This window comes from Paucimonas lemoignei (assembly GCF_004342585.1).
Classification (GTDB): domain Bacteria; phylum Pseudomonadota; class Gammaproteobacteria; order Burkholderiales; family Burkholderiaceae_D; genus Paucimonas; species Paucimonas lemoignei.
Genome location: NZ_SLZQ01000007.1, coordinates 133,211 through 145,150, shown reverse-complemented (window position 1 = coordinate 145,150; position 11,940 = coordinate 133,211). Strand labels below are relative to the sequence as shown.

Below are 11,940 nucleotides of genomic sequence, written 5' to 3'. Positions count from 1 at the left end.
TTCGCCATGCATGGCAAAGCGCAGAAAAATTTGAGCAGACAGTTCGAAAGCCAGGTTGCATGCGAGGGCGCACATCGTTCAATAATCCAGAGGCCAAATCATCAATCTTGTTCCCCTTTTTTGATTCAAGGCACCAGAATGTCACGTGAGGTTTGTTTCACCACAAACAAGCAAGAAAAATGTAGGATATTCACTGACACGAATAAAAAGTTTTTTTGAGTATTCATGACTACGCCACCCCATCGCTATCAAGTCGTGGTTCTGCCCGGCGGCCAATCTTTTGAAGCGCAAGCGGAGCAAAGCCTTCTCAAGTCGCTTGATGAGGCTGGCATTTACTGGCCACGCTCGTGCCGCAACGGCACATGCCGCACCTGCTTGGGAAAGCTGCTCGAAGGCCAGGTGCGGTACGAGGTGGACTGGCCAGGATTGAGCGCGGAAGAAAAACAGGCTGGATGCATTCTTCCTTGCGTCGCCAGGCCGCTCAGCAATCTCGTGCTTCTTGATCCGCTCGCCGACTGACGAAGCCTGTCGCCGGCATCAATGCGCCAGTCTCATTGAAGCGAAGAGCGTTGCAGCCGCACTTTTATCACTCGTGCAATTGACAGACTATTCTTATTTGTTTCACTTCTGTACAGATTCGATGATGGACTGATAAGACTGCGTCCATCAAGCTTCAAATCATTCGCCACGTGCTTACTTACATCAACTGATGGCACTGAATGATGTGCAATGATCAGGCATTCGAGAAATCATTTCTGCTGTTCACTCATCCCGTTGGGCTACCCGTTTGATGATTGCTTTGATTCACTGAAGAGCACGGTGAGCGAAGCGGCATTCGCTCGTCCAACGCATATGCTTAGCAGAAAAAATCCTAGATATTTCCACTAAATTATTGAACTGAGAAAAACTTGATTGGTCAGAATAAACAATGATCTGAAAGATTCTTCGAAGTCATTCTTTCTCGTGTTCATATTCATTTTCTTCTCGCAATGACCTCTTCCATCGATATACAGCAAGCAAAAATTTTGGTTGTAGACGACTCGGTCGATAATGCGCACTTGCTGGTCGAGGCGTTGAAGATATCCGGCTTTTGCAACGTGAGCTGGACCAATGATTCGCGCGACGTCTACGCCATGCACGCCAAGAACCACTTCGACCTGATTCTGCTTGACATGCACATGCCATATCTCAACGGCTTGCAGATCATGGAGCAATTGCGGGGGATCGAGCAGGACCGCTATTTGCCAGTATTGGCGATTACCGGCGACAGCGAGTTCAAGATTGCCGCATTACAAGCCGGTGCCCGTGACTTCCTCATGAAACCTTTCGATATCATCGAACTGGATGCGCGTGTGCGCAACATGCTGGAAGTGCGCCTCTTGTATAACGCGGTGCAGGAACAAAGCCGCATCCAGCGCGAACTGGCCATGCATGACTCATTGACCGGCCTGCCGAACCGCCGCCTGTTGATGGATCGCCTGCATACCATGATGCAGCATGCGCAGCGCTCCAGGCAGCATCTGGCAGTGCTGTATCTGGACCTGGATGGCTTCAAGCCGGTCAATGACCAGATGGGACATCAGGCCGGCGACGAATTGCTGAAGATGGTGGCGCAGCGCCTCTTGCATACCGTGCGCCGCGACGATACGGTGAGCCGCCTGGGCGGCGATGAATTCGTGCTGCTGCTGGCGGATGTCGCCGATATCGCCACGGTGGAACGCCTGGCGGAGAAAGTGCTGCGTTATCTGTCCTCGCCGTTCATCGTGCAGGACAGGCCGGTCAAGATCACCGCGAGCATCGGCATCGCTACCTATTCGCACGACATCGACAGCGATTGCGAATCGCTGCTCGCGGACGCGGATATGGCAATGTATCAAGCCAAGAATCGAGGCAAAAGCCGTTATTTCATGCTGAACAAATCCGCAGTGCTGGCATAAACGGCCGGCCTGGCAAAAGGCCGGGCGCGATGACCCGGCCCCGCATGCCGCCCCGGCTATCAGCGCTGCGCGCGTGCATGATCGCGGAAATTCTTCACCTGATCGTGATTCCGGCGGACGCCGTTGTATTGAGCTTCCACCACCCGGCGCACATCGTCGGGCAATGCCTTGGCCAGCGCATCTTCATAGTTGCGCTTGGCGATATCCTCGCCGCGCTCGCATTCTTCCAGCACGGCTTCTTCGCTCTTTCCGCTGATCATTGAACGGATATCGACCCAGCGACGATGCAACGCGCCGCTGATATGGGAGGAAGTTTCAGGCTTGCCGCCATAGGCCAAGACCAGTTCCTGCAGTTCTTCTGCCGAATCGGCACAGCGCGCGGAACGGCTGGTGAAATATGCCTTGAGCTCCAGGTCTTTGACGTCTTCGGAGCAGGTCAGGAAACCTTGCTCGCCATCCTTACAGGTTTCGATGAGATCATTCAAAGTAGCAATAACGTCGTCATTATTCATATCAATCACCTTTCAAATGAAATACCTAATAAAGGGACGATATTGGCTGCATTAAGTTCTGATGCTGGAAAAGCAAGCCATGGCGAAAGCGCAGGTAATGACTGCAGGAAATGCAGAATGGCTTCAGCAACGTCTGTAGAAAATACAACAAGGCGGAGGCAAAACGTTTGACATCGCCAAGGTGATGGCGGCAGAATCGCACCTCACGAATTTTTGACTAAGCTGATTTTTTGAAAGGACCGACCATGCCCGGTAAGGCTAAACACAATTCGCAATTCATTTAGCCCCGCGCATGACTGCTCGGGGCATGGCAATCCAGCCAACCCGAGCCGGTCTTTCTTACCCATGAACCCCGGCCAGATAGATCACTCGCCGGGTTTTTTGTTTATGCGCACAAGTTGCGCTTGAAACGCCGGCATAGCTAACACAGGAACCGTTATGCCCATCAAGCAAACACTGCACAAGGGGAAAGTCCCCGTGCATATCTTTACCGACGATATCGAGCATGAAGCCTTGCAGCAGTTGCTCAATATCGCCCAACTGCCAATCGTCCATCCGCACGTGGCGGCCATGCCCGATGTCCATGCCGGCATTGGCGCCACCGTCGGCAGCGTGATCCCGACGCGTTCGGCGATCATTCCTGCCGCCGTCGGCGTAGATATCGGCTGCGGCATGAATGCCGTGCGCACCACGCTCACCGCCAGCGACCTGCCGGATAACCTGGCGCGCATCCGCAGCGCGATCGAGGCGGATGTTCCAGTCGGCTTCGAGCAGCACCAGTGGGACAAGGTGCGCGGCTCGGCCCATGCCAAGGTAGGCCGGCCGCTGAACGACCGGCTCGACCGCATCGTAGCCAGGCACGCCGGCATCATGAAGATGCAGCAGAAATTCGCGCAGACCTGGATCTGCCAGATCGGCACGCTCGGCGGCGGCAACCATTTCATCGAGGTATGCCTGGATGAAGAAGAGCGCGTGTGGATCATGCTCCACTCCGGCTCGCGCGGCATCGGCAATGTCATCGGACGTTATTTCATTGCCGCGGCCAGGAAGGATATGCAGCGACATCAGATCCATCTGCCCGACAAGGACCTCGCCTACTTCAGCGAAGGTTCGAACCTGTTCGACGACTATGTCGAAGCGGTCGAATGGGCGCAGGACTATGCCATGATCAACCGGCGGGAAATGATGAAGCGCGTGGTGGAGGCGGCCAGCAAGCATCTGCCGCCATTCAAGCTCGACGGCGAAGCGATCAATTGCCACCATAATTACGTGGCCCGCGAAACCTACGGCGACGAGCGCTTGTTCATTACCCGCAAGGGCGCGATCTCGGCGAAGGAAGGCGAACTCGGCATCATCCCCGGCAGCATGGGCGCGCGCAGTTATATCGTGCGCGGCAAGGGCAATCCCGAGTCGTTTTGCTCGTGCTCGCATGGCGCTGGACGGCGCATGAGCCGCACCGAAGCCAAGCGGCGCTTCAGCCGCTTTGACCTGGCTGAGCAAACCAGCGGCATCGAATGCCGCAAGGACCCGGGCGTCATCGACGAGATTCCGGCAGCCTACAAGGATATCGACCAGGTGATGGCGCACCAGACCGACCTGGTGGAAGTGGTGCACACGCTGCGCCAGGTTATCTGCATCAAGGGGTGAGCCATGCGTATCGTGATCAAGCCGCCGAAGCCGCGCAATCCGTTTGCCGTCAGCGCCCGGCAACGGCGCGGCAATGTTCATGGCTCGTATCAGCCGGCCCGGCGCGATCGCCATGCAGCGCGCAATGAATTGGAGCGCCTGTTAAAGAATGAATTCGGAAAAGGAGAATAAGAGCAGCAATAAGAGCCGCTATTTATTCAGGAAGAACCGCATGCTGTCGCCGAATGCCTTCGCCGGGTTTTCGATGAAGGGAATGTGCGCGATATGCGCATACTGCTTGAATTCGGCGCGCAGGAACATCGCGGCGACGCGCTTCTGGTAAAAAGTCGGGATCAATTTGTCTTCGGTGCCGGCCAGGATCATGATCGGCGTATCCACTTCTTCTAGCTGCATGCGATACCTGGCGATGTTCCAGAGGTAATTGGATTGCGCTTCGATGATCCTCGCCAGTGCATGCCGCCTGTCGTGGTAGCGCTTGATGAGCGCGCCCTGCATTACCGGAATGGCTTCCGCGAATTCTTCCAGGTAGCGGTCGCTCAGGATCTTGGTATACAGGCTCTCCGCCCATAAATCGGCCCGGTTCTCGCGCAGCAGGCGAACGCCGAAATCCGAATCCAGCTTGAAGGTCATCGCCCTTTCCAGCAACACGCCCGACAGTACCGCGCGGTTGACACGGTGCCGGTGACGCCGCAGGAATTCCGCCACGACGATACTGCCTGTCGATACGCCAAGCAGGTTGACCTGATCCTTTTGCAGGTCCAGTTCATCGAGGATTGCCAGCAGGTGATCGGCGGACTCTTCCACGCTGTAGGGCGCGTCATCCGAGGTGGATTGCCCCTGACCGCGAAAGTCCCACAGGAGCACATCCATAATAGGCAGCACATTGGGAATCTGCCAGTACCAGGACAGCGTCTCCATGGCGACGCCATTCAGAATCACCATCACCGGGCGCTCGCGCTTCCCGAAGTATTCGTAATGGATATCCAGACCTTGAACATGTACGGCGCCCTGGATAGTAGGTTTGACTTCACCCAGCATTCCGACCTCCCGTTATTTTTTTACGGAGTATAGACTGGCTCCGGTTCGGATTGGAAGCAGAACCACTCTCTGTTTGGAGAGCGATAGCAAAAAGCCAACTTACCGCCATCTGCCGTACATGCAGCGCCCTATCCGCTTTTGCTGGTGAAGTAGCGCTTACTATCTGCCAGCAGACTCGTTGCTGCAATCCTGTTTTTCTACAGAATTCAATCTTTGGTAAGGCGCGTGGCATAAGCCTTTATCAAGAACAGTCGCCAATGCGTATTACCAGTGAGCACCCCCAAGGATTGATTTAATTCACCGCAAAAGAAACCATATTTTTATTACATCATAGAAACAAATTCTACTCTTCTGGGAACTTTGACTAGATAGCAACTTCTACTGCCTTGGCGTTCGCCAGTATGGATTTATCTTCAGAAACCGACCAAGGAGTTCTCATGAAAAAATGGATCGTTCCCATCGCCTGCGCATTGGCATTTACTGCTTGCACCACTTCCGGTACCTCCGGCACCTCTTCGAGCGGCACGTCGTCAACCGGCTCCACCTCCGGTTCGGCTTCCGGCATGGGCTCCACCAGCGGCTCGGCAACCGGTTCGACCTACCCGTCTTCCGGCAGCAGCACGACCTCGCCAAGCTCTAGCGGCTCGTCGTCTTCCGATTCGTCTTCAGGCATGGGATCGTCTTCCGGCTCCTCTTCCGGCATGGGGTCCTCTTCCGGTTCGACTTCCAGCTCGCCATCGTCGACCGGCTCGACTGGCACATCCAGCAGCTCCGACACTTCGGGCTCGACCGGCAGCACGTCGTCCGGCACCACCAGCGGTACCCGCTGATCCGAAGGCAGCCTCAGTGCCGCGCCTCGATGGCGCGGTATTGAGGCTGCATTGAAAACTCTATGCGTACCATTCCTGCATTTGCCACGGCCGTTTGCCTGTTTTGTTCGGCAGACGCGCTCATGGCTGAATCCAATACGCCGCGATCTTCCGCGGACCGCCCGACTCCCCGAGCCGAAACCAGCAGCGAGGTAAGCTTCAGCGGCAATGATGGCAGGCACGAGGTCAATGGCGACGTTCTCGAAGTCAGGCAAGGCCGGCTGAGCGTCAATGGTGAGTACTACGGCACAGTCAAATCCGATTCGATGATTCGCTACACCGTGCGAGGCGGTCAAAAAAAACTGACCGTGGACGGCAAGCCCAGGCCGCTGCGCAAGTAGGATGCCATCATCCGGCGCGGCGAGCGGACATGAACCTTTCCATTGCCTGTTAATCAGATTATTCGCGAAATACATCGGTTTGAAGTAACGGCACTCCACCAACCACTATCTCTCAAGGACTACATCATGGCGATTGAAAAAGTTCTGTACCGGGCCAAAGCCACTTCATCCGGCGGACGCGAAGGCACTTCGCGCAGTTCCGATGGCGTACTGGATTTGAAACTGACCACACCGAAAGAAATGGGCGGCAGCGGAGGAGATGGCACGAATCCGGAACAGCTATTCGCGGTTGGCTATTCCGCTTGCTTTCTCGGCGCCTTGAAGTTTGTAGCCGGTAAGGAAAAGGTCGCGCTGCCGAAGGAATTGACGGTGACTGGCGAAGTCGGCATCGGCCAGATTCCCACTGGTTTTGGCATCGAGGTCGACCTGACGATCCACGGGCCGGGCATGGAGCAGCAACAGCTGCAAAACCTGGTCGACAAGGCGCACATCGTCTGCCCCTACTCCAACGCGACGCGCAACAATATCGACGTGCGCCTGCATGTGCAAACCTGATTATCGATGCGGGCTCGGAGGTCTCGCTGAGCCCGCTGCTGTATCCATTGACGGTTATGCGCCGGTGGTTAGCCGATGATGGTTAGCCGATGATGCTGGTAATCACCGACGACATCGGAGCGGGGACGTTCATGAATTGAAAACCGGTGCGGAAGCCTTCGGAATTCAACATGCAGTAGGCAACGGAACCCGTCACGCTGACCGATTTGACGCTTCCATTGGTAAATGGGGCAAACATGACGGTGCAAACGGCACCCATAGGAAGCTGCACATCCAGGATGACGCCGATGCCGCCCGTCGACAAATCGAAGCTTACGCCATTAATCGCCTGGCCTTGCGGTCCGATGACTTTTACCTTGCAGCGAATGGGACGGCGCAGAGAGGAACGCTGTTCGGCACCCGGCTTTTTTATCACGTCATGCATTGGAATAACAATATACTCTTTATGACAATTCGCGGCGCATCCTAGCAAGTTTATCCATGACTCACAGTCGGATGCAAAAATCGACTTAAAGTTTATCGGGTTATTCTCCGGGCACTAAGGCATTGGCAATTCGTGAGAGCGGCGGCCCGGATAGATCCGCATGCTTTGTCTTCATGGGTCGAACAGGCATCACAACTCGGCAGTCGTGCGTATGGCCGTGACGCGGCTGATCAGGAATTCACCATCGATCACGGCACGATGCGGCACGCCGACGACGTTGAATCCGGGGCCGCCATCGTCAAACCACACTTTAACCAAAGCATCGAACTCCTGTGGCCGCATTTTCAGCATGGGAGCGCTGATGACAAATTGCGCACCAGCCTTCTGCTTTTTCACCAATTCTTCAAGCGATGCCATTCGATTCCTTATTTGTGCAAGTTTGTTTGCTGCACTTGCTGAATACTCTTGCTTATTGCACGACGCTCGGTAAAGCCCGCAGTAAGCGATGCGTAAAGTAAAAAAGGCACCGCAAGGTGCCTTTTTCGTTTCAGCGGCGCTGAGCCGAATTCTAACTTAGTGCTGCAATTCTTTCATGATGGCTTTCTTGCGGCTGGCGAGCTTTTTACCCAGCGCAACCATGTCCAGCTTGGCGCGCTTGGCTTTCTTGAACATTTCCTTTTCTTCTTCCTCGACATGGTGCTCGATGTACTCGCCCAGGACGGTGACCTTGGCATCGTACAGATCATCCGATGGCTGCATGGATTGCAGCTGGCGAATCAAGTCCTTGGCCGATGCATGCTCGACAGTCGCTTCGTCGACCATGTCTTCCGCATCCTTGGTCTTGCGGAAGGCAGGATAGAAGATTTCCTCTTCAATTCGCGTATGCACGGTCAGTTCCATGCAAATCTGGCTCACCAGTGCCGCCTTTTCCTCATCGCTGCCCTTCTCTTTCAATTTCTCGAAGTCCTTGAAAAGCTTCTTCGCTTTTTTGTGATCCTCTTTCAATAACGCGATGGCGTCGACGGCGTTGGTGGTGGCTGTCTTGGTCGCCACCGATTTGCTGGCAGCCGGTTTCGTCGCCGCGGTACGGCGAACGCTGGCGGGCTTGGAAGTGGTCGCTACGGCGGTATTAGGCATGGTCTCTCCGAAGTGGGTGAACTATGCATCGATCATAGCGGCTCATTCACTTGCACAATGTCGACTTGCGCAAACCAAGAATTTCTATTCCACGTTTTACAGCGACGAATGCATCGAATCGATCTCTTCCAGCGTGCAGTCTTGCAGTTTTCTCAAGCTGCTTGTCGGACTATTCCGACTTTTTTGCAGCTCAGCTTTGCATGCTTCATTTCATGGTCCAACCGCCATCGACCAGCATGCTGGTTCCGGTCACCATGCGGCTGACTGGCGCGGCCAGATAAGCGACTGCGGCAGCCACTTCCTCGACCGTCGCCATTCTCCCCAGCGGAATATTGTCCTGCACATAGCGCGCAAATTCCGGATCATCCAGGAAGGGTTTCGTCATCGGCGTCAGCACGAAGGTCGGCGCCACGGTGTTGACGCGGATCTGGTGCTTCGCCAACTCCAGCGCCATTGCCTTGCTCATGCCTTCCATCGCAAACTTCGTCGCACAATACACCGTCCGGTCACGCAGCGCGACATGGCCGGACTGCGACGACATCATGATGATCGAGCCCTCGGACTGCGTGGCGATCATCCGCCGTGCCACGGTCTGGGCGCAAAAATAGTTCACCTTGACGTTCAGGTTGAAGATCTGGTCGAAGGCCGCCTCGTCCACCTCGACAAACGGCTGTGGCTTGTTCATGCCGGCGTTATTGACGAGGATATGAATGGCCGGCAAGGCATCGACCCGCCGGCGGAATTCCTCGGCATTGTTCAGGTCCATCGCCCAGAAATCCGCCGTGCCGCCGGCATTGCGGATTTCCGCGCAAAGCTTTTCCAGGTCGGCTGCATTCCTGGCGACGAGAATGACGTGCGCGCCCAGCGAAGCGAGCATGCGCGCGCAACCCTCGCCGATACCGCGCGACGCGCCTGTGACAATAGCGGTCAGACCTTGCAGGCGCAGCGGATTGGCGCTGTCGATGGCAGTATTGATGGCGCCGTTCATGGTGGCGGACATTGTCAATTCTCCTTCCTGTTTCGCGTTGCCGCAATGCTCATCAACTGGCGGTCGCGCCAGGCACGGCGCTCGTTGAGCTGGTCTTGTGCGAGCATCGTGCGGCGCTGCGCCTCGACCTCGGCAATCAGCTCGTCGGACCAGGGTTGCTCATGCGTGCGCGAATGCGCGATTTCCTGGAACAGGCGGCCGAAACGGCGGGCATAATCCGCCACGCCTTGCGGCGCATTCAGGTCGATCGTTTCGAACGGCCCCATGAACGACCAGCGCAATCCCAGGCCGTCGCGGATCGTCTTGTCGACATCCTCGCAGCTTGCCACGCCCTCTTCCACCAATGTCCACGCCTCGCGCAACAGGACGGCTTGCAAGCGGTTCAGGACAAAGCCCGGCGTTTCACGGCGCACATGCACCACGCTTTGGCCGACTGCCTGCATCAGCGCATCGGTAAAGGAAACCGTTTCAGCAGACGTGTCCGGCGAAGGCACGATTTCCACGACGGGAACCAGATAAGGCGGATTGACGGGATGCGCGATCAGCGTGCGCCCAGCCAGCTTGAGGCCTTGCGTGAATGCCGAGGCGGGAATGCCGGAGGTTGAGCTGCCGATCACGGTGGTCTCCGTCGTCAGTTTCTCCAGCTCTTCCATGAGCTGGCGCTTGACGTCCACTTTTTCGAGAATGGATTCCTGCAGATATGCAGCATCCGTGACCGCTTCCTGCAAGGTTTCCACGGCAGTCATGCGTGCCATCACGCCATCGATATTGTCGATCAGTCCGAATGCATGCAGGTCTTCAAGCTGGCTGCGAATCAATGACAGGGATGCGGACGCGGCACCTGGCGCGGCGTCGAAAATTTTCACCGGGAACCCCGCCCTGGCAAATACGATTGCCCAGCCAGCGCCGACCAGGCCGGCACCGATGATGCCGATGTGCCGGCCGTTCACAAGCTTGTTTGGATCGAGCTGATTTGTGTCGGGCTTGTTTGCCTCGTTCCTGTTCGCATCCGCTGCCATCTTTTGTCTCCTCGATAATATGGTGCGACACGCCTGCCGCAGGATTTTCTTTTAGTCCGCGTGCCTTATTCTGCAGCGCCGCCGTACGGCACATCCTTATGGCCGTAGCGCCGCACACGGATATTGGCTTGCTCGCCGTGGCCGGCGAAACCTTCGAGCGCGCACAACCTGGAGCAATATTCACCGATCATGGCTGACGCGTCATCGGTCAGCACCTTTTGATAGGTGCAAGTCTTCAGGAATTTGCCAACCCATAAGCCACCGGTATAGCGTGCTGCCTTCATCGTCGGCAAGGTGTGATTGGTGCCGATCACCTTATCGCCGTACGATACATTAGTGCGCGGCCCCAGGAACAGTGCGCCGAAGTTGGTCAAATTTTTCAGGAAATAGTCGTCGTCGTGCGTCATGACTTGCACGTGTTCGGATGCGATTTCATTGGCGATCCAGACCATTTCCTCGTCGCTGTCGGCGACGATCACCTGGCCGAATTTTTCCCATGACTGCGATGCAATCGCGGCGGTCGGCAGAATCTTCAGCAGGCGCTGCACTTCTTCGATGGTATCCAGCGCCAGTTTTTCAGACGTGGTCAGCAGGATGGCCGGCGATTCCGGGCCATGCTCGGCCTGTCCCAGCAAGTCGGTCGCGCACAGCTCGCCATCGACGGTGTCGTCCGCGATCACCAGGGTTTCGGTGGGCCCGGCAAACAGGTCGATGCCGACGCGGCCGAACATTTGACGTTTAGCTTCCGCAACGAACGCATTACCCGGGCCGACCAGCATATCCACCGGCGCAATCGTCTGCGTGCCGATCGCCATGGCGCCGATCGCCTGGATGCCGCCCAGGCAGTAGATTTCATCGGCGCCTGCCAGATACTGCGCGGCGACGATCGCCGGCGCCGGCTTGCCCTGGAATGGCGGCGCGCACGTGATGATGCGCGGCACACCGGCAACCTTCGCCGTGATCACGGACATGTGCGCCGAGGCCAGCAAGGGGTACTTGCCGCCGGGGACGTAGCAGCCGGCAGCATTCACCGGGATATGCTTGTGGCCCAGGATAATGCCGGGCAGCGTTTCGACTTCCACGTCTTTCATGGAGTTGCGCTGATGGCAGGCGAAATTGCGCACCTGCTGCTGCGCGAATTCGATATCGGCGAGGTTCCTGTCGCTAAGCTGATTCAGGCAATCCTGGATTTCCTTGTCGGTCAAACGATAGTCATCTCGGTCGACTTTATCGAAGCGAACCGCCAGCTCGCGTACGGCCGTGTCACCCCGTTCTTCGATATCCGCCAGGATCTTTTCCACGGTTTCACGGACTTCCCGCGCCGCGTTTTTGACAAACTCGGGTTCCGCGCCTTTCTTGAGCCACTTAGCCATTTCTCACTCTCCAGTCGATTCGGTTTGGATGATTTGCATACGTATGCAATGCGACTCAGTATAGGGCAGGTCCAGGTACTTCGCAAGTTTTTTGCAGGCT

Annotated in this window: 16 protein-coding genes; 6 read left to right on the top strand and 10 right to left on the bottom strand. The window is 56.2% G+C overall.

Annotated features, from left to right (window positions below; translation table 11 throughout):
- Nucleotides 1-225 precede the first annotated feature (225 nt).
- Together EDC30_RS12370 and EDC30_RS12365 are read left to right on the top strand one after the other, a co-directional pair.
- Nucleotides 226-519 carry a 2Fe-2S iron-sulfur cluster-binding protein gene (locus EDC30_RS12370; protein WP_132259147.1) on the top strand — a complete coding sequence of 98 codons (294 nt, stop codon included), beginning with the start codon at nt 226-228 and terminating at the stop codon, nt 517-519.
- A 506-nt stretch (nt 520-1,025) separates the two neighbouring features.
- Nucleotides 1,026-1,937 (top strand): diguanylate cyclase domain-containing protein, encoded by a 912-nt coding sequence (locus EDC30_RS12365; protein WP_243656758.1) that lies wholly within the window; start codon nt 1,026-1,028, stop codon nt 1,935-1,937.
- Between the two features lie 59 nt (nt 1,938-1,996).
- On the opposite strand, the gene EDC30_RS12360 is transcribed toward EDC30_RS12365, so the two are convergent.
- Entirely contained in the window at nt 1,997-2,449 is a 453-nt protein-coding gene (locus tag EDC30_RS12360; protein WP_132259145.1) for a PA2169 family four-helix-bundle protein, read from the bottom strand.
- Between the two features lie 438 nt (nt 2,450-2,887).
- Here EDC30_RS12360 and EDC30_RS12355 point away from each other — a divergent pair, with 438 nt between their 5' ends.
- Together EDC30_RS12355 and EDC30_RS19500 are read left to right on the top strand one after the other, a co-directional pair.
- The gene (locus EDC30_RS12355) at nt 2,888-4,096 is read left to right on the top strand and encodes an RtcB family protein (RefSeq protein WP_132259144.1); all 1,209 of its coding nucleotides are present in this window, start codon (nt 2,888-2,890) and stop codon (nt 4,094-4,096) included.
- Nucleotides 4,097-4,099: 3 nt separating this feature from the next.
- Entirely contained in the window at nt 4,100-4,267 is a 168-nt protein-coding gene (locus tag EDC30_RS19500) for a hypothetical protein (RefSeq protein ID WP_165973810.1), read from the top strand.
- A gap of 18 nt (nt 4,268-4,285) precedes the next feature.
- Here the strand turns inward: EDC30_RS19500 and EDC30_RS12350 are convergent, their stop codons facing one another.
- The 3 genes from EDC30_RS12350 to EDC30_RS12340 form a co-directional block, all read right to left on the bottom strand.
- Nucleotides 4,286-5,134 (bottom strand): alpha/beta fold hydrolase, encoded by an 849-nt coding sequence (locus EDC30_RS12350; protein WP_132259143.1) that lies wholly within the window; start codon nt 5,132-5,134, stop codon nt 4,286-4,288.
- Between the two features lie 364 nt (nt 5,135-5,498).
- The gene (locus EDC30_RS12345; protein ID WP_132259142.1) at nt 5,499-5,699 is read right to left on the bottom strand and encodes a hypothetical protein; all 201 of its coding nucleotides are present in this window, start codon (nt 5,697-5,699) and stop codon (nt 5,499-5,501) included.
- Between the two features lie 33 nt (nt 5,700-5,732).
- Complete coding sequence (locus EDC30_RS12340; protein ID WP_132259141.1) at nt 5,733-5,948, bottom strand: hypothetical protein; 216 nt, start codon at nt 5,946-5,948, stop codon at nt 5,733-5,735.
- Nucleotides 5,949-6,026: 78 nt separating this feature from the next.
- Between EDC30_RS12340 and EDC30_RS12335 the strand changes: the two genes are divergently transcribed.
- Both EDC30_RS12335 and EDC30_RS12330 read left to right on the top strand, forming a co-directional pair.
- Nucleotides 6,027-6,344, top strand: a complete 318-nt coding sequence (locus tag EDC30_RS12335; RefSeq protein WP_132259140.1) for a hypothetical protein — start codon at nt 6,027-6,029, stop codon at nt 6,342-6,344.
- Nucleotides 6,345-6,470: 126 nt separating this feature from the next.
- Nucleotides 6,471-6,899, top strand: a complete 429-nt coding sequence (locus EDC30_RS12330; protein WP_132259139.1) for an organic hydroperoxide resistance protein — start codon at nt 6,471-6,473, stop codon at nt 6,897-6,899.
- A gap of 82 nt (nt 6,900-6,981) precedes the next feature.
- Here the strand turns inward: EDC30_RS12330 and EDC30_RS12325 are convergent, their stop codons facing one another.
- From EDC30_RS12325 to hisD, 6 genes are all read right to left on the bottom strand, one after another.
- Nucleotides 6,982-7,323, bottom strand: coding sequence for a PilZ domain-containing protein (locus EDC30_RS12325; protein ID WP_132259138.1), 342 nt, complete (start codon nt 7,321-7,323; stop codon nt 6,982-6,984).
- Nucleotides 7,324-7,512: 189 nt separating this feature from the next.
- Entirely contained in the window at nt 7,513-7,740 is a 228-nt protein-coding gene (locus tag EDC30_RS12320) for a hypothetical protein (protein ID WP_132259137.1), read from the bottom strand.
- 156 nt (nt 7,741-7,896) lie between these two features.
- Nucleotides 7,897-8,460: a hemerythrin domain-containing protein gene (locus EDC30_RS12315; RefSeq protein ID WP_132259136.1), complete on the bottom strand. Its 564-nt coding sequence runs from the start codon at nt 8,458-8,460 to the stop codon at nt 7,897-7,899.
- Nucleotides 8,461-8,665: 205 nt separating this feature from the next.
- The gene (locus EDC30_RS12310) at nt 8,666-9,460 is read right to left on the bottom strand and encodes an SDR family NAD(P)-dependent oxidoreductase (protein ID WP_207907272.1); all 795 of its coding nucleotides are present in this window, start codon (nt 9,458-9,460) and stop codon (nt 8,666-8,668) included.
- A gap of 2 nt (nt 9,461-9,462) precedes the next feature.
- On the bottom strand, nt 9,463-10,467 hold the full coding sequence (locus EDC30_RS12305) for a 3-hydroxyacyl-CoA dehydrogenase (RefSeq protein WP_132259135.1): 1,005 nt from the start codon (nt 10,465-10,467) through the stop codon (nt 9,463-9,465).
- 65 nt (nt 10,468-10,532) lie between these two features.
- Entirely contained in the window at nt 10,533-11,840 is a 1,308-nt protein-coding gene (gene hisD / locus EDC30_RS12300) for a histidinol dehydrogenase (protein ID WP_132259134.1), read from the bottom strand.
- Between the last annotated feature and the right edge of the window lie 100 nt (nt 11,841-11,940).